18 protein-coding genes are annotated in these 17,010 nt (G+C 47.0%); 9 read left to right on the top strand and 9 right to left on the bottom strand.

What is annotated here, in order from left to right; translation table 11 throughout:
* Nucleotides 1-23: 23 nt before the first annotated feature.
* From TPRIMZ1_RS0101095 to TPRIMZ1_RS0101085, 3 genes are all read right to left on the bottom strand, one after another.
* Nucleotides 24-764 (bottom strand): amino acid ABC transporter permease, encoded by a 741-nt coding sequence (locus TPRIMZ1_RS0101095; RefSeq protein ID WP_010253475.1) that lies wholly within the window; start codon nucleotides 762-764, stop codon nucleotides 24-26.
* Between the two features lie 45 nt (nucleotides 765-809).
* Nucleotides 810-1,613 carry a transporter substrate-binding domain-containing protein gene (locus TPRIMZ1_RS0101090; protein WP_010253473.1) on the bottom strand — a complete coding sequence of 268 codons (804 nt, stop codon included), beginning with the start codon at nucleotides 1,611-1,613 and terminating at the stop codon, nucleotides 810-812.
* Between the two features lie 252 nt (nucleotides 1,614-1,865).
* Entirely contained in the window at nucleotides 1,866-2,672 is an 807-nt protein-coding gene (locus TPRIMZ1_RS0101085; protein WP_010253468.1) for a transporter substrate-binding domain-containing protein, read from the bottom strand.
* Between the two features lie 267 nt (nucleotides 2,673-2,939).
* On the opposite strand from TPRIMZ1_RS0101085, the gene TPRIMZ1_RS0101080 reads away from it, so the two are divergent.
* On the top strand, nucleotides 2,940-4,817 hold the full coding sequence (locus TPRIMZ1_RS0101080) for a DEAD/DEAH box helicase (RefSeq protein WP_010253466.1): 1,878 nt from the start codon (nucleotides 2,940-2,942) through the stop codon (nucleotides 4,815-4,817).
* Between the two features lie 13 nt (nucleotides 4,818-4,830).
* Here TPRIMZ1_RS0101080 and TPRIMZ1_RS20795 read toward each other — a convergent pair whose 3' ends face one another.
* The gene (locus TPRIMZ1_RS20795; protein WP_038077505.1) at nucleotides 4,831-5,130 is read right to left on the bottom strand and encodes a hypothetical protein; all 300 of its coding nucleotides are present in this window, start codon (nucleotides 5,128-5,130) and stop codon (nucleotides 4,831-4,833) included.
* Nucleotides 5,131-5,377: 247 nt separating this feature from the next.
* Between TPRIMZ1_RS20795 and TPRIMZ1_RS0101070 the strand changes: the two genes are divergently transcribed.
* Both TPRIMZ1_RS0101070 and TPRIMZ1_RS0101065 read left to right on the top strand, forming a co-directional pair.
* Nucleotides 5,378-5,653 carry a type II toxin-antitoxin system RelB/DinJ family antitoxin gene (locus tag TPRIMZ1_RS0101070; protein ID WP_026043440.1) on the top strand — a complete coding sequence of 92 codons (276 nt, stop codon included), beginning with the start codon at nucleotides 5,378-5,380 and terminating at the stop codon, nucleotides 5,651-5,653.
* A gap of 111 nt (nucleotides 5,654-5,764) precedes the next feature.
* Nucleotides 5,765-7,420 (top strand): ABC-F family ATP-binding cassette domain-containing protein, encoded by a 1,656-nt coding sequence (locus TPRIMZ1_RS0101065; protein ID WP_010253461.1) that lies wholly within the window; start codon nucleotides 5,765-5,767, stop codon nucleotides 7,418-7,420.
* Nucleotides 7,421-7,733: 313 nt separating this feature from the next.
* Here the strand turns inward: TPRIMZ1_RS0101065 and TPRIMZ1_RS0101060 are convergent, their stop codons facing one another.
* Together TPRIMZ1_RS0101060 and TPRIMZ1_RS0101055 are read right to left on the bottom strand one after the other, a co-directional pair.
* Nucleotides 7,734-8,057 (bottom strand): hypothetical protein, encoded by a 324-nt coding sequence (locus TPRIMZ1_RS0101060; protein ID WP_010253460.1) that lies wholly within the window; start codon nucleotides 8,055-8,057, stop codon nucleotides 7,734-7,736.
* A gap of 21 nt (nucleotides 8,058-8,078) precedes the next feature.
* Nucleotides 8,079-8,747: a hypothetical protein gene (locus tag TPRIMZ1_RS0101055; RefSeq protein ID WP_010253458.1), complete on the bottom strand. Its 669-nt coding sequence runs from the start codon at nucleotides 8,745-8,747 to the stop codon at nucleotides 8,079-8,081.
* Between the two features lie 132 nt (nucleotides 8,748-8,879).
* Between TPRIMZ1_RS0101055 and TPRIMZ1_RS0101050 the strand changes: the two genes are divergently transcribed.
* Nucleotides 8,880-9,485, top strand: coding sequence for a TetR/AcrR family transcriptional regulator (locus TPRIMZ1_RS0101050; RefSeq protein WP_232616715.1), 606 nt, complete (start codon nucleotides 8,880-8,882; stop codon nucleotides 9,483-9,485).
* Between the two features lie 690 nt (nucleotides 9,486-10,175).
* Here TPRIMZ1_RS0101050 and TPRIMZ1_RS0101045 read toward each other — a convergent pair.
* The 3 genes from TPRIMZ1_RS0101045 to TPRIMZ1_RS0101035 are packed head-to-tail and all read right to left on the bottom strand — an operon-like array spanning nucleotide 10,176 to nucleotide 13,117.
* Complete coding sequence (locus TPRIMZ1_RS0101045; protein ID WP_010253453.1) at nucleotides 10,176-11,612, bottom strand: amidohydrolase; 1,437 nt, start codon at nucleotides 11,610-11,612, stop codon at nucleotides 10,176-10,178.
* A gap of 1 nt (nucleotide 11,613) precedes the next feature.
* On the bottom strand, nucleotides 11,614-12,378 hold the full coding sequence (locus TPRIMZ1_RS0101040; RefSeq protein ID WP_010253451.1) for a hypothetical protein: 765 nt from the start codon (nucleotides 12,376-12,378) through the stop codon (nucleotides 11,614-11,616).
* Between the two features lie 13 nt (nucleotides 12,379-12,391).
* Nucleotides 12,392-13,117, bottom strand: coding sequence for a DUF5058 family protein (locus TPRIMZ1_RS0101035; protein ID WP_010253448.1), 726 nt, complete (start codon nucleotides 13,115-13,117; stop codon nucleotides 12,392-12,394).
* A gap of 173 nt (nucleotides 13,118-13,290) precedes the next feature.
* Between TPRIMZ1_RS0101035 and TPRIMZ1_RS0101030 the strand changes: the two genes are divergently transcribed.
* From TPRIMZ1_RS0101030 to TPRIMZ1_RS20370, 5 genes are all read left to right on the top strand, one after another.
* Nucleotides 13,291-13,860 carry a TetR/AcrR family transcriptional regulator gene (locus TPRIMZ1_RS0101030; protein ID WP_010253445.1) on the top strand — a complete coding sequence of 190 codons (570 nt, stop codon included), beginning with the start codon at nucleotides 13,291-13,293 and terminating at the stop codon, nucleotides 13,858-13,860.
* Nucleotides 13,861-13,908: 48 nt separating this feature from the next.
* The gene (locus TPRIMZ1_RS0101025; RefSeq protein WP_010253442.1) at nucleotides 13,909-14,958 is read left to right on the top strand and encodes an epoxyqueuosine reductase; all 1,050 of its coding nucleotides are present in this window, start codon (nucleotides 13,909-13,911) and stop codon (nucleotides 14,956-14,958) included.
* 51 nt (nucleotides 14,959-15,009) lie between these two features.
* A complete protein-coding gene (locus TPRIMZ1_RS0101020; protein WP_010253441.1) occupies nucleotides 15,010-15,645 on the top strand; it encodes a DUF3786 domain-containing protein in 636 nt (211 codons plus the stop codon).
* A 73-nt stretch (nucleotides 15,646-15,718) separates the two neighbouring features.
* The gene (locus tag TPRIMZ1_RS0101015; protein WP_010253437.1) at nucleotides 15,719-16,327 is read left to right on the top strand and encodes a 6-carboxytetrahydropterin synthase; all 609 of its coding nucleotides are present in this window, start codon (nucleotides 15,719-15,721) and stop codon (nucleotides 16,325-16,327) included.
* A gap of 205 nt (nucleotides 16,328-16,532) precedes the next feature.
* A complete protein-coding gene (locus TPRIMZ1_RS20370) occupies nucleotides 16,533-16,709 on the top strand; it encodes a hypothetical protein (RefSeq protein ID WP_157784160.1) in 177 nt (58 codons plus the stop codon).
* Nucleotides 16,710-17,010 lie beyond the last annotated feature (301 nt).

Raw genomic sequence — 17,010 nt, 5'->3', positions numbered from 1 at the left:
TCTTCCTTTCAATCGGAGTTTTCTCAAGCTCCCGCAGACTGTATTTCGATTTGTCCCGGAATTTGCAGCTTTTTTTCAAGGCGTTTCATAAATCTTTGTACCACCATACAGGAGATCCAATAAATTATGGCTACCACCACAAATACTTCAAAATAGCGGTATCCCCGTGCCCCCGCGAGTTTTGCTGCGGCCATAATATCCACCACCGAAACACAAAAAGCCAGGGAAGTCCCCTGGATATTACTCATCAGGCTATTGCTGAGTGTCGGTACTGCCACAATCAGCGCCTGGGGCAGCACAATCCGTTTCATAGTTTGAATACCCGTCAGTCCCACCGAATAGGCCGCTTCAATCTGTCCCCGGTCAATTGATTGGATTGCCGCCCGGATAGTTTCGGAACTGTAGGCGCCGCAATTGATAGCAAAGGCGATGATAGCAAAGGTGGTGGGCCGGAAGCTATTTACCACCGCTTCCGGGTGGCCCCGCAGGGCGTTTACACAGGCAATAACAATAGGGATGCCGTAATAGGTCAAGTATATCTGAACCATAAGGGGGGTGCCCCGGATAAAGGAAATATAAAAATCCGATATAGGGGCCAGCACCTTTATACGGCGCATTCGTATTACTGCGGTAAAAAAACCGATCACCCAGCCTATCAACGTGGAGGACAGGGCAATCCACAGGGTCAGGGGCAGACGCGAGAGAATTTCGGGGACGGTCCCCATCATAAATTTTAAGCTGAAAAACCGCTCAATTATCGGCACCGTCCGCTCCTTCGTTAACGAATCTGCCCCAAGACCCTAGCATGGTTACCGGGAAAAATCTGATCCGAAATACTTTATCGACAAATCCTTGAGAGTTCCGTCTGTAATGAGGGTCGCCAGGGCCGCATCCCACTTTTCCTGCAGCGCCTTACTGGACTGGGAGAAAAGGAAATAAGACTTGGTAGGGGCAATGGCCTCTTGAAGATCCTCGGGCAGTTCAACGATGGTGAATTCCGCCCCGGTGGCCCGGATCACTTCGTTGGCGATAATATATTCGGTAACAGCAGCATCAAACTGACCTGTAAAGACCCCATTAATTTGTTCAGTCGGCTGAGCCTCGGATACCACCAGATTTATCTTGGCGTTAGGATGCTCTTTATTGTAGGCTTCCAGATACAGGGACTGGGTGTTACCCCTTGGAGTAATGGGCACGTTCTTCCCCACTAAATCGTCGATGGTGTGAATGTCAGTCCGCCCCAGCCGGGCAACGATTACTGTTTTATTGCGGATGTAATAATTATCAGAATAGATATACTTTGCGGCCCGAGCCTCGGTTTTTGAAAGATTATTTACAATCACCTGATACTTATTGGCGTCCAGTCCCAAAAACAGGGCGGGAAATTCCGTTTGTTCCCATTTGAGGGTTAAACCTGCCCGCTTTGCGACCTCATTCGCCACATCAATATCGTATCCTACCATTTGGCCATTCGCTTCAGTCCACTGAAAAGGCTTAGTAGCGCCGTCCCCGGCAATATTGACCACATTTGTGGAGGTCTCCTGTTTGGCTCCCGCCGCAAGGCTCATGACGGCAAGGGTAAAAATAACCCCCAGGGCAATCATTTTTTTCATAACACACTCCTTTTAATTTTTTGGAATTAATTCATAGTATATACATATAAATAATATGTATAGTATAGAAACACAATACATATGTTTTTTAATCATGTCAAGCAAAAATTTGAGAATAGCAGTGTCCGGTGTTAAACAAAAAGAATATAAGCCACGAAGGCGTAGAAGGCGAATAAATGTCCCTGTGGACCCCCTTATTTTTCCTTTTGCGCCTATGTGGTTATAATTTCTATTGTGTGATCACCAGCACGGTTATCGGGAATAATCGTATCCGAAATACTTTATCGATAAATCCTTGAGGGTTCCGTCCGAAATGAGGGTCGCCAGGGCCGCATCCCACTTTTCCTGCAGCGCCTTACTGGACTGGGAGAAAAGGAAGTAGGATTTGGTAGGGGCAATGGCCTCCTGAAGTTCATCGGGCAGTTCAACGATGGTGAATTCCGCCCCGGCAGCCTTAATAACTTCATTTACAATGATAAGATCCGTAACCCCGGCGTCATATTGGCCGGTGGCAACCCCATTGATCTGTTCAGTCGCCTGAGCCTCGGATACCACCAGGTTTATCGTGGCGTTAGGGTGCTCTTTATTATACGCCTCCAGGTATAGGGAGTGGGTGTTGCCGGTGGAGCTGATGGGTACACTCTTTCCTACCAGATCATCAATGGTTTTGATATCCGTTCTGCCCTTGCGAAGGACAATGACAATCTTATTCCGAATATAGTAATTGTCGGAATACAGATATTTCGCCGCCCGGGCTTCTGTTTTAGAGAGGTTATTGGTAACCGCCTGGTATTTATTCGAGTCCAAGCCTAAAAACAGAGCCGGAAATTCCGTGGCTTCCCATTTCAGAACCAACCCCGCCCGTTTGGCGATCTCGTTGGACACCTCAACATCATATCCCGCGAGCTGGCCGTTGGTTTCCACCCACTGATAGGGACTTGGAGCGCCGCTCCCCGCAATATTAACCACATTTTCCGGGGTTGCCTGTTTACCGCCCCCCGCCGCCAAGCTCATAACGGTAAGAACAAGACTTACCCCCAGGGCAATCGTTTTTTTCATACTACACTCCTTTTAATTTTTCTCGAAATTAATTCCTAGTATATACATATAAATAATATGTATATACTACAACAACGATACATATGTTTTTTAATCCTGTCAAGTAAAAAAAAGAAAAATCTGACCGCTAAGGCATGCAAAGGCGAAAGGGAACGAACTTATACCAAACCCTGTGCCTTTGGCGCCTTCGTGGTTACAATTCTTCAAATCATGGTAATTTCTTCCACCCCTTCCCACTTCTCGTAAAAACCTATATAAAGGAAGGACATGGAATTTAGCGAATTTACTTTACACCCCGATCTTCAGCGGGGCATAGCAGAAATGGGGTATGTAAGCTGCATGCCCGTTCAGGAACAGGTGCTTTCCAGCGCCTTTGGAGGCCAGGACCTCTATGTGCAATCCCAGACCGGTACGGGAAAAACCGCCGCGTATCTGATTGTCATATTTCAGCGTCTCCTTTCGGAACCCCTTATAAACGGAAAAAAGGCGATCATCATGGTCCCCACCCGGGAGTTAGCGGTTCAGGTGGAGGAAGAGGCGAAACAGTTGGGGAAATACCTCCCTTTTATCGTGGGGAGCTTCTACGGCGGGGTTGGCTACGTTCAGCAGCAGCAATTACTCCGGGATAACGCCCAGATCCTGGTGGGAACCCCCGGGCGGGTACTGGATCTGAACAGCTCCGGCTACATGAACCTTATGGATATCGCCTTTTTGGTCTTGGACGAGGCGGATCGTATGTTCGATATGGGCTTTTACCCGGATTTGCGGAAGCTTATCAAGGTAGTTCCCCCTGCGGACCGGCGTCAGACCATGCTTTTTAGCGCAACCCTGAACGCTTGGGTCAAAAACCTCGCCTGGGAGTATACCAAGACCCCCCACGAAATTGAAATTGAGCCGGAAACGGTGACCGTGGAAGAGATCGAGCAGGTCCTTTACCATGTTCACAGTGATGAAAAAATGAAGTTCCTCATGGGTATTCTGCAGCGGGAAAAGCCCGAAAGCGCCATTATTTTCTGCAATACCAAAAAGTACACCGAAATTGTGGCCAAGCGCCTGGAAATAAACGGTATCAACTGTGAATTTATCATGGGGGATCTGCCCCAGTCTAAGCGCCTCAAAATCATCGAGGATGTAAAGGCCGGTAAGACCCGCTTTCTGGTGGCCACCGACGTGGCTGCCCGGGGTCTGGACATTGACGACCTGTCCATGGTGATCAACTACGATATCCCCGTCGAGGCGGAAAATTACGTTCACCGCATTGGCCGTACCGCCCGGGCGGGAAAGTCCGGCAAGGCTATCACCCTGGCCAGTGAACAGGATGTCTACGAACTGCCGGACATCGAACGATATATTGGAAAGAAGATACCCTCCGTCATTGCGGACGAATCGCTCTACGGGGAAGACAAGAGCGAAGGTATGCGTATCCGTACCGACAGCTACGACGATCGGGGCCGGCGGGATGATCGCGGCCGCGACAGCCGGAGGGATGGCCGCCACGGCGACGGCCGGCGTCCCGGTCCGGGTATGCACCGCGGTGATGGACGCCGGCGTGAAGGCCCTCCCGGAGCTCCCCATCACAGCGAAAGCCCCCGGCATGCCGGACCAAGGCCGCACACGGATCGCCCCCAGGGCGAGGCAGGCGCCGCTCGGTCTGAAGGCCGTGATCGGCGTCCCGGTCCCCGGGATGGTTCCGGACGCGGCGCGCCGGAGCTGGCCAGCCTTTCCCAAGAAGAGCGGATGGCCTACTACAAACAGAAGTACGAAGGAAAGCCCGGCGAAGATTCCGCCGGAAAAGGCCAGGGAAGAAGGGGCGACCAGGACCAAGGCCGAAACACCGGCAGACGCGGGCGTGACGGCGGAGATCGAAAGCCCCGGGATCAGCGGGATGGCGGAAAGTCTCCCGACCAACGACCCGGCAGCCCTCGGTCTGCAGACCAGCGGCCCGGCGAGAAACGGCGGGGCGGCGGGGACCAGAGACCTGGTAATCAAAGACCCGGCGGCCAGAGGGTCGGCCAAGCCAAGCGACCAAACCAAGTCGCACAGACCACAGCCAAGGCCGCGCCGCAAACCGGTGGGCAGACTGCGGCGAAGAAGGGTATCCTAGGCAAGATTTTGGGGATATTTAGGAATAGACCGAAGGTCTAAGGGCTAGTGTCTCTCAATTCATTTGAGCGTCTGGTTTAATACCCCGGAGCTCGACTTTAGCGGATAGTTTTGCTTCAAGCTCTTCTGCTCGGTATCCTTGTTTTAAGAGTTCCAGAACCTCGTTTAGAGTTTCCGCCCGGCCCTCCTCTCGGCCTTCTTCTCTTTGAATGCGGCGTTCTTCTTTTACTGCCTCCACAAACCCGTCAAAAAGCATATTACCCTCCTTACCCGTTATCTGCATGGTCACCTCCCGGATTGTTTCTTCGGGGTATTCCAGGCGGTTTAACAGAACGGTTACTACGTCATCTATCACTTTACGCAGGTTTTCCGGGGTTTTCAATGCCCGTTCTGTAAAATACTCCCTTAATACTGTTATCCCTGGTGTGATAAATAGCCATAAGTGCCTCCTCCCCCTATTAGGAGGCGAGGGTGGATTGTGCTTTACCGGATCCGTAAAAATTAATATTTTTGCGGGATTTGTGGAGGCTCATTCCGAAGAAGTATATAAATATATTGACTTTGTGCGTAAATTTATATACAATAGGATTAGGAGTAAGAAAATGGCACAGATCAATATCAATATACGCATGGACGAGGGCTTAAAAAAACAGGCGGAATCGCTTTTCAGCGAATTGGGCATGACCATAAGTACGGCGTTCAATGTTTTTGTGCGTCAGGCGGTCCGGCAAAGGAAGATACCCTTTGAAATCAGCGCGGAAAGTGATCCCTTCTATAGCGAATCAAATATGAAAGTATTGTTACAATCCATAAAAGAAGCGGATGAGGGGAAGTTCATTGTAAAAACAATGGAAGAGCTTGAAGCGATGGAAAAATGAATATCGAAATATCCCAATGCCGCGGCCATTATAGCGATAAATAGAACCCTGGAAACAATCCTCACTTTCCGGTACAATGGATCCCAGCATTAAAACTTTGGAGAACAATCAGTGATTACCGTTACCGAACTCAGCCTCAGCTTTGGAGAGCGTATCCTTTTCAAGGATGTTAACTTAAAATTTACCCCCGGGAACTGTTACGGCGTTATCGGCGCAAACGGTGCGGGGAAGTCCACGTTCCTCAATATACTTTCCGGGGAAACCGAGCATGATAAGGGCGATGTGTCCGTCAGTACCGGCGAGCGGATGGCGGTGCTCCGGCAGGACCACTTCGCCTTCGAGGAGTACCCCGCCATGGAAACGGTGATCATGGGCTACGCGAAGCTCTATGCGGTACAGAAGGAGCGGGAGGCGATCTACGCCAAGGAAGACTTTACCGAAGATGACGGGATGAAGGCCAGCGAGCTTGAGGCGGATTTCGCCGAGCTTGGGGGCTGGGAAGCGGAATCCCAGGCGGGGCAGCTCCTTTCGGGGCTGGGACTGGACGAGGAGGACCACGGGAAGCTCATGGCGGACCTGGATGAATCCAAGAAAGTCCGGGTCCTTTTAGCCCAGGCGCTTTTTGGCAATCCCGACCTGCTCCTTTTGGATGAGCCCACCAACGGTCTGGACCTGGAATCCATCACCTGGTTGGAGGAATTCCTCATCAACTTTCCCAATACGGTGATCGTGGTTTCCCACGACCGGCACTTCCTCAACGCGGTATGTACCCACATCTGCGACATTGACTTTGGCAGGATATCCCTCTATTCGGGGAACTACGATTTCTGGTACCAGATGAGCCAGATGCTCCAGCGTCAGGCAAAGGATCAGCAAAAGAAAAATGAAGATAAGGCCCGGGAGCTGAAGGAATTTATCCAGCGCTTTGCCTCCAACGCCGCCAAGAGCCGCCAGGCCACGAGCCGCAAGAAGGTGCTGGAAAAGCTGGACCTGGACAATGTGGTGGTTACCAGCAGGCGGTTTCCCTTCGTTGGTTTTAAGCCGGAACGGGAAATCGGCAACAATGTGCTGCGCATAGAAAAACTGCGTGTGGGGCTTGAAAACCCCGGCGGTCCAGCGCTGTCCCAGGAACTTACCTTTACTGTTAATAAGAACGATAAGATAGCCTTAGTAGGGGCGGAGCATCTGGCAAAGACCAGCCTCTTCGACGCCCTGGCAGGGATAAGCAAACCCGCCGAAGGGGACTACTACTGGGGGCAGACCACGGCCTTCTCCTACCTCCCCAAGGAAAACAGCAGTTTTTTTAACTCCGATTTATCAATCACCGACTGGCTAAAACAGTATTCCGCGGACCAGGACGATACCTACGTGCGCAGTTTTCTTGGCCGCATGCTCTTCTCCGGGGACGAGGCCCTAAAGCCGGTGAACGTCCTCTCCGGGGGCGAAAAGGTCCGGTGTATGCTCGCCAGGATGATGCTCTCCGGGGCCAACGTACTCATTCTGGACGAACCTACTAACCATCTGGATCTGGAGGCCATCACCGCCCTTAACGATGGACTCATCGCCTTTCCCGGGGTACTCCTCTTCAACTCCCACGACCACGAGTTCATAGGCTCCGTGGCAAACCGGATTATCGAGATAGTACCCGGCAATATTCCTGGGGGGATCATCGACCGGATGATGCCTTTTGACGAATATCTGGCGGATGAACAGGTTAAGGGGCTGCGCGCAGAGGCTTATCATCATGCGGAGCGGTTGCGGATATAATATATCTTTTACAGTCCCTGTTTCCGAACTTATCGGCATAAACGGACGGGGGAGGGGCATCCCCGGCGCTCGCACGCTTGTAGAGTCTGCTTCCGCAGCCCCGCTGCGCGGGTCTACTACAGCAGGGAATTCCAAATGTGCTCGGCCGGGGATGCCCCTCCCCCGTCCGCCTTTGTCGGCAAGATGAGAAGCGGCTGGCAGCATATTTTCTATGCTTGAATCACATACCGGTGGGAAGGTGCTGGCATCATAACTTCTGCGCTTGAATTGCATACCGGTTTGTATAGTGAAGTAGTGTGCCTGATACTTTTGGTTACCTTTTAATAACTTTTCCAATAGCTGTGTACTCATAATTATTATTAGCAGTATCGCCCTGTCCAATTGCCCATGTAATATTCCGTATATCAATGGTTATATCGGGGTATTTATTTTGCGCCTCAGCCAATAGGGTGATATAGGCTTGCGTATTAATGGTGCTTCGGTATCTGAAAGAGCCGTTCACTAAAAATGTACTTTGAACATAACCAAGTACTTCCGCATTTTCTTTTGGATTCATTTTCATGTATTCCCCGGTTGCACACGAAACAAATAGGCCGGTCAATACAAATAATAAAAGCATTCCAGACTTTGTTTTCATATCCTTAATCTCCTTCTGATTTTATTTGGATAAAATTCCATGTTTATAGCCGATGTTAGCGGCGAGCATATTCCAAAGATGATGGCCAATGTTTTCGTCATTGAATTTGACAGTTACTTCGGAAAAATCTCTCAGGTAACTTAAATCTAAGAATAGTATTCCTTTGCCAATTTTAACTCCGAAACTACCGGAAGCAATAAGACCAAACGGATTAGGATGATCAACTGAAAAAAGTTTCTTGCCATAGGCTTCCGAAACGGTGTATCCATTGTTATTGGTTTTTTCGACCGTTGTATTCATTAATACTGGAGAAACATATAAACCTCCGCCAAATTCAACGGAAAAGATACTTGGTTTGAAGTTTGCTTTCAAAATCAGTGGGAAAACCATGTGTGTTTCCATGCCGGCATAGGTTTCCATTATACCGGAACCGGGATCCGTTTGTTTCAGAGCTGTTTGATTTGTTTGTGGGGCAAAATAAAACCCCATTCCGGTTCCAAGAACAAAAAATTTGGTCATCTGCCAGTCAAGCTGTATAGGATTAAGATTACCCCCCAAAACAGCTCCACCCTGTCCCGTGATTAGGCCAAGGCCGGCCTTTCCGCCAATATAGAGCTGCGGAGATTGTGCAAAAATATTTCCTGTTACAAGAAGCAGAATACAGGCTATGATACAAGCTTTCATCTTCATTAATTACACCTTCAAAAAATAATTGACTTTAAAATCTTTATACGCTAATCTTAACAAGGTGTCCAATAAAACACATAGTGAATGAATACACTACACGGTGTTTATGTCCATTTCTGGATAAAATTCCGGAAAATGTCAGGGAAAGAGACGGGGGAAGCGCCATTTATGGAGGACAAACAAGTAAAGGAAAGCCGAAAAGCTCGCTATACACGGATGGTTTTGCGTGAAAGTCTCATGGAGTTGATGAAAATGAAACCAATTTCACTCATTTCTGTCAAAGAAATATGCGCACTTGCCGATATAAGCCGTTCAACATTCTACGCCCACTATGCCGATCAAAATGGTTTACTCCAAAAAACTGAAGAAGAAATGCTTGTCTTTTTTGATAGTATACTTAATAAAAATATCTTTTATAAGAATGACAAGCATGGCGCATTACAAATCCTGGAAGAAATTTTGCAGCATATTGCGGATAATAACAAATCAGTTTATGTGTTATTTAGCGAAAATGGAAATGTAAATTTTCTTAAAACCCTTTTCAGCTCCTTGTACCGGAAAAATATTTTTAAATATCTTACTGATAAATTGCCAGATGAGCAAACCAAGGAATACTATTTTATGTTTTTCGTTACGGGTACTATTGGTATTATATATCACTGGATAAATAACGGCATGAATAAGTCAATACACGAATTAGCTAAACTTATAGTTAATTTAACATCTCAGATAAAACAGTAATTGTCTTGCCGGGTAAACTACCGACGGAGTGGAGAAGCCATGCGGCGGATTTAATATATCTTTCACGGTCTTCTTTCCCGAACTTATCGGCATAAACGGACGGGGGAGGGGCATCCCCGGCGCTCACACGCTTGTAGAATTCGCTTCCGCAGCCCTGCTGCGCAGGTCTACTACAGCGATGAATTCCAAATGTGTTCGGCCGGGGATGCCCCTCCCCCGTCCGCCTGTGTCAGAAGGATGGGAAGCGGCTGGCATCATATTTTCTGCGCTTGAATCACATGCCATTTCGTAGTATTTGTATCAATGCCTTTCCCGCTTGAATCACATACCGGTTCGCAGAGTTTGTATCAATGCCTTTCCCGCTTGAATCACATACCGGTTCGCAGAGTTTGTATCAATGCCTTTCCCGCCTGAATCGCATACCGGTTCGTAGTATTTGTTTCAATGTCCTCCCCCCCACACCATTTTGTATAGTGAAGTGAAACAAACGGAGTTAAAACCTCTGCACATAGGCGCCGGTGGGGTGGGGGAGCCACAGTGCGGGATATTTGGAATTCCCTGCTGTAGTAGACCCGCGAAGCGGGGCTGCGGAAGCAGACTCTACAAGCATCCCGCGATGGGGATTCCCCACCCCACCGGCGTTTTTGAACAAAGGTTTCAGAAACCATGCGTTGTATTTGTTTAAAGGCTTCAGCCCTCGGGACTTACCTCCCCCGGTATAGGACAGTGATACTGCTCACCCCCCAAGCGGCGCCTGTATTCCGCTTTCGCGTCCTCTATCATTTTGGGATTTTCCAAAAGGTCCAGAGCAGTCAGGGCTAGTATCTTTCCCGCCTGGTCAAGTCCCTTGTGAACCATGCTGGACTGTCCGCTGGCTACAACCTGCCAGGAATGGGACACCGTACCGTAGGGATAACAGGCGGTGGTGAACTGCGCCGTGGGGGCGTGCCAGCTTGCATCTCCCACATCGGAAGAGGCGGGCAGGGCCTTATCGGTGAAAGCATAGGGGGCAATGTCATCAACCAGGGGCTTGGCGGCTATTTTTGCCAGGTCCTCAGGACTCCTGTCGAAGAAGGTTCTGGCAGCTTTGGCCGGGATGCCTTTTTTGGAAGACTCATCAAGGGTATCCACCAAGGATTGTGCAAAGGCTAGTTCGTCCTTAGTATAACTGTTTGATCCCAGCCAGGTCATGTTCGAGTACAGGGCTTTGCTCAGGACTTCGTTGACAACGATATTGGCGCAAGCACTGTCCCAGCGCAGGCTCATGGTGGTACCCGTCATCAGGGCTGCGCCTTTGGCTATGTCTACCACCCGCTCGTAGATTTCCTGCACCTGGGATTGCCTGGGCGCCCGGATAAAGTAGAGCAGTTCCGCAGAGGCTTGCACCACATTGGGGGCGCCGCCGCCGACATCCGTGTAGGCATAGTGGATACGGGCTTCCTGGATGATGTGCTCACGGAGATAATTCACCCCCACGTTCATCAGTTCCGCTGCGTCCAGGGCGCTCCTGCCCTGATCGGGACTCATGGCGGCATGGGCGCTCCGGCCTGCAAAGCTAAAAAATATTTGGTAGTTGGCCAGGGTGCTTATGCCCATGAGGGCATTTTCCATCATGGGATGCCAGGTAAGGATCGAATCAAGGCCGTTATAAACGCCGGCCCGTGCCAAATAGGCTTTACCGGAACCGCTTTCTTCGGCAGGGCAGCCGTAGTATTTAATGGTACCGGCCAGCCCTTTCTCTTTCATATAATCCTTGATCCCCACCGCAGCCGCCGCAGTGCCGGCTCCCAGGGCGGCATGACCGCAGCCATGACCCGGGGCGCCGGGTTTAAGGACCTTCTTTTCGCTAAGCCCCGCAGCCTGGTCCATACCGGCCAGGGCGTCGTATTCGCCCAGTATGCCGATAACCGGGCTGCCCTTGCCGTAACTGGCGATAAAGGCATGGGCCATCCCGGCAACCCCCCGCTCTATGGCGAAGCCTTCCTTCTCTAAAACTCCGCAAAGGGCGTCGGCGGACTGTTTGAGGCTGAAACGGATTTCCGCAAATTCCCAGATACGATCATTCAATTTGGCGAAAATTTCTTTTTTCCCGTTTATCAACTCAATAAGTCTTTTTTTATCACCCATTTTATTTTCCTTCTCCGGGCAGGAATACCTGGATCTGTCCATTCTTGTAGAACAGCTTGGTTCCGAAATAGGAAATCGGCAGCAGGGCGAGCATGAGGAAGCCCTGGTAGAACGCAAGCAGCATGGGTTTTTTTATAATATACACAACAATAATATTCACCGCAGCAACAATAATGACCGGCAGTATCATTCCCTTTAAGCGGCCCTTAGTCTTAATACCGCCGCCAATATTACTGCCGATAGCGCCGATGGTAAGCGAACCGAACAGGGCGGGTACGATGTACCCCGAGGCGAGCTTAACCGCAGGAAGGGTCAGCACCGGCCGCAGGGGCAGGATTAGAAGGACCCCCAGGAAAATAACTATGATGGTAACAAAACTGGAAACGCTCACCGCAATGGAGGTAACGATGTCCGCTTCCTCGGTGCCGCTTTCCACATCCAAAAGCTGAAGGGCCGCATTGGCCACCGGCAGCTTCAGGTTCATGATGTTTCCGGTTATCTGGGCCAGGTATATGGAACTTCCGAATATGGGGGTATAGGCGATAACTTCGGAAATAGCCCCGGGAACAAAGAGCGCCAAAAGCCCGATGGAAGTGGTAATAATTTTGACCAGACCGGGCATGGCGTTAAAATATATCCCCGCAATAACGGGCATACCGATCATAATTGCAACGGCGATAGCCGCCCCGATACGACCGAGACGGTGCATGGAATCAATATGGGCTTTGCTTTCGGCATCAATGCCAAGCTTGTTTGTATCACTCATTGTACTGTTCTCCTTAATTCAAAAGTCCGACCCAGAGGACCGAAGACGCCATGGCCAAGAGGAGGCTGAGGGCAAGGGTGAAACCCCGCAGCCAGCCGAGTTTACACTTGTCCGCCAGAACATTCAAAATGACGGTTATCACCCCGCTGGTTACCAGGGTCAACAGTTTTGCTATACCGGTCTTGCTGTAGTCAAGAAACAGGGGTACCACAAACACTGCCAGGATCACCATGAAGAAAACACTGCTCCCCAGGGCGCCCCAGCGTTTATCCCCGACTTTAAGCTTCATGGTCCCCGCCTGTATCGATTTTGATGCAAAGGGGGAGAAGAAGAGCCCGCCGATAATACCGATGGACATGACGAACATCACCAGCACGAAATCCTCGGCGGTGGCCATGCTTAATTTGGTCATATCAAGCCCGGCTGCTTTGACCGCCGAATCGGCGGCCATGGTTTCATACGTAACCGACCCTACCACCGAAAGCCGCCACCAGGGCCAGGGTACGCCCAGGATAGTGACCAGGGAAAAGAACCCTATCACAATGGCCAGGGAAGGGATAATCGTGGCTGAAACAGCGGATTTAACCACGGTCATCAGTTTTTCCCGGGGAAAGCCCTTTGCTATGGCCCGCTTCCAGGATTTCCGCATGGATACTACCGCAAGGCCCGCCACGAACAGGATGCCAATGCTCACCATCAGGTAGATAAGCCAATGGCCTGCAACATCATAAAAACTCATAAAGCCCTCCTAAAAAATATGTTCACCACGCTTTTACCAAGGCTCAGATTATACCTCAACTAAAACACCGCATGTCAAGTGTTCCCATTTTCAGGCAAAACTGCCCCGTCTTGACAATTTTGTACGGTATGGTCTATTATAATAGACCAGTCGGTTTTAATGGGAAGATTATTATGGATCCGAATGCAAAAGGTTTAAAAGGCGAAAAGTCTAAAGTACAATTGATAGAATGCGCCGCTCACTTATTTCTGGAAAATGGTTATAACGCAACCGGAATAAACGAGATAATAACCAAAGCTGGCCTGTCTAAGGGCTCTTTCTATTTTTATTTTTCAAGTAAAAAAGAATTAGCCATATCTGTAACAGAATATCATAGCCAAATGATACTAACCAAATTTTCCAAGATTGCCCAAGGCAAAACCTGGGAAGATTTTGTCGAAAAACTGGTGGGAGTTATCATCAAGAAAGCAAAACAGGGGGGGGTATATGGGTGCCCTTTGGCGGTATTGGGAATGGAAACCGCCTTTCTTGATCCTGATATTGCCGTAAAAAACCATGCCACTTTAAAAAGTGTGGCTGATATATTTGAAGATGTACTTAAAAGGTCAGGTTTTTCCAAAGCAAATGCAGTCATTGCTGCCGAGCGTGCGTTAGCCATATTTGAAGGGCATTTGTTGCTTTACCGGTTAGGAAAGGATGGCAATGAATTAAAAAAAATTATAAGGGACTTAAAAGATTTGTAAATTAAGAAGATTAAGCCGGGCTAACTCTAAGAATAAGGAGAAGTGAATATGGTTAATGAAAAATTAATAAAAGAGAAGGCACTGGAACTCGGTTACGAAGATTGTGGTATTATAACTATTTCCGAAATTAATGATTATGCTGAAAAAATAAATGATCGTATTATAAAATTTCCTAATACCAGAAGCATTTTAGAAAAATTGAATCGGTTTACAAATTTGAATGAGCGGTTTCCATGGGCAAAATCAATTATTGTTTGTGTACGAAAATATGGCAAATACAGTATACCAAATAATCTAAAAAATTTAATCGCCAAATATTATCTAGTAGACGGGAGAATAAATGAGCAATCCATAGATTTTCAGGCGAGTATTGAGTTTGAAACGTTTTTAAATAAAACGGGCTTAAAAACAGCTACGGAAAGAAAATTTGGATTAACCGCACTGAGATGGGCGGCATTTAAGGCAGGGCTTGGGGTAATTAGACGAAATAATTTTTTTTATACAGAAAAAAGCGGTTCTTGGGTATATTTGGAAGCATGGTTGATAGATTGTGATATGGAAATGAAAAATAATAATCATTCAAAACCTTGTCCAAATAACTGTAACAAATGCATAAAGGCCTGTCCAACAAAATCACTTCGCGAGCCTTATTCTATGGACCGTTCAACCTGTGTATCATGCCTTAACACCTGGGAAGGTTGGGATATGAGGAAAGAGCCAAATAATCATAATATTGGAAATTGGATATATGGCTGTGATGTTTGTCAGGATATTTGCCCCTTTAATAAAGACAAATGGGTAGAAAATGAACAATTCCCACAATTAAATGAATTGGCGGAACATATATCATTGGAAAAAATAATCGAAATGGAGTATACCTATTTAGAAAGCATTATATCTTCTAAATTTTTTTATATAGCTAAGGACGATGTATATAAATGGAAAACAAATGCCCTTAACGCAATGTTGAATAAGTACAATGAAAATTATTTATTTTATATAAGAAAGGCATGTAACGATTCTAACGAGCATGTACGTAATATGGCGGAATGGGTATTAGATACTATTACAAATTATGCACCATCCGTGACAGAGTAAATTAGAAAATCAAAATATTTACTATTTTGTTAATATTTTTTGGAGGACTTAATGGAAAGGGGATACGTAAAAACATGTAATTGGGTAGTAAGCTTGCTGAATAATTGTGATTTTTCTGATAGTGCCAAAAGGCTTGGACTAGAGCAAATTTCAGAAAATGCGGTATTAATTAATTTTTTTGATCGGACATATAAGGTCTCAAAAGACAATATAGAGCTTATTAATCAAAAAACAATATGGACAACAGCGTCTGAAGGGTATGAATATGACTTAAAAAGTGTATTAGGATATTATGTATTATCAGATGCGAATATAGAACCACTCTATGAATATTGTGCCCTGGGACAATTTTCCGGCGGTGTATTTCGGGAAAGCAGTGGTATGGCATCAATGGCAAATAAAAAATTTGCAGATATATTTAGTAACGATTATGAAAAACTTAAAAAAATAATGAATATGTTTGGCATAGAGTATGAAGAAGGAAACAGGGATGGAAAGTATAGTTGGAATTATAAAATATTACCCAAAATACCGATCAAATTAGTATTTTATGAGGGGGATGATGAGTTCCCTTCAAAATTACAAATGCTCTATGATAAAAATGCAATAAAAATATATAATTTTGAACAATTAGCAGTTTTACATGGTATAATTACTCAAACAATACTATCTTTAGGCAAATCATAATTTGACCTGAATATTTTTATTGACAACCCAACCAATATCCATTATCTTTTTTAAGAGAGAGGGAAATTATACAATGAAAAACTGGGTTTGTAAAAAATGCGGGTATGTTTATGTGGGCGAAGGCGCGCCGGCCCATTGTCCGGTATGCCATGTTCCGGCTGCGCAGTTCAAAGAAAAAACGGCCGGTGAAGATAAAAGAGTGTTGACGTCAATTACAAAGCTCAACATCCAATATGCGCATAGGTTTTTAGGGTATATCGGCGAAGCGCAGTATCTTCACGGACACACCGGAACATTAACCTTGGAAGTTGAAGGTGAGGTTAACAGTTCAAATGGTTTTGTTGTGGCTTGCAATAGCATCAAAAATCATGCATGGGAATATTTAGTAAACTTTGATCATGCGATTATTTTACAAAAAGAAGACCCTATTCTTCCTGAACTTCTCAAGGTATATGAAGCACAAGGAATTAAGGGCGGCTCGCCATGGAATACCAGCGTCGGCATAGCTTTTGACACTGAGCTTGCAAAGGCCTATCCGGAATGCCGCCTTGTGGTTGTTAAGAAGGTTGCAACTGTTGAGAACTTGATCGAGGTTTTCTACTCTTTATTGAAAGATACTCTTAATATCAAGAAACTGACATTTACATCCGGTGACAACGCCGCTTCCTTTTGTGTAAAATAGCGATGAAAGAGAGCCCTTTTAATCTTGCCTGTTCAGCTTGAGGAGCATACGGGCAAAATCACTTGGGAAAAGGGGTATCCCATACCAAATGTTTATACCCGGCAACAACCAGCTGTCGTTTTTTCATATCTTCCTTATGCATTATTTTACTGAAAACTAAAATATTTCCTCCTTTCACTTGTCTACATAAGAAAGGAGCAATAAAATGAATAAACTCTTCCTTAAAATCAGTGATTTCTTATTATTTTTTATGGGTATTGTCTTTATATTGGCTGGAATTGTTACCTTTGGCCGTTCTTCCGTTAAACAGTCACCGTATCCGTTTTCTCATTACTCAGAGTCGTATTCGGCGGTGGAAAAAATTGAGGGGATTTTTAAATGATTAAAATTATCAAACGTCTTCCCCTTGGCGCGTGCCTTATCGCAATCGGGTTTTTGGTCATACAGATTGTCACGTCACTCCTCCTACGAAGAAGAAGGCTACCCGTATTTGTACCTTGCCATATCAAGTTTGACGGTTAAGGAAGAACGGGGGGAGGAATTCGTTGCCCAATAAGCAACTTATTGCACACTAAACCGGTAGCCGGGTATTTTTGGGACGCAAAGGTGCCAGGCATCATGGGCATTTACTACTCAGGGCGGGGTTACGTGACCTGTCCGCAGAGGAGCCGTATATTATCATT

The organism is Treponema primitia ZAS-1, from assembly GCF_000297095.1.
GTDB lineage: Bacteria > Spirochaetota > Spirochaetia > Treponematales > Breznakiellaceae > Termitinema > Termitinema primitia_A.
Note: the sequence above shows the minus strand (reverse complement) of the source record. Positions and strands in the feature narration are given on the sequence as shown.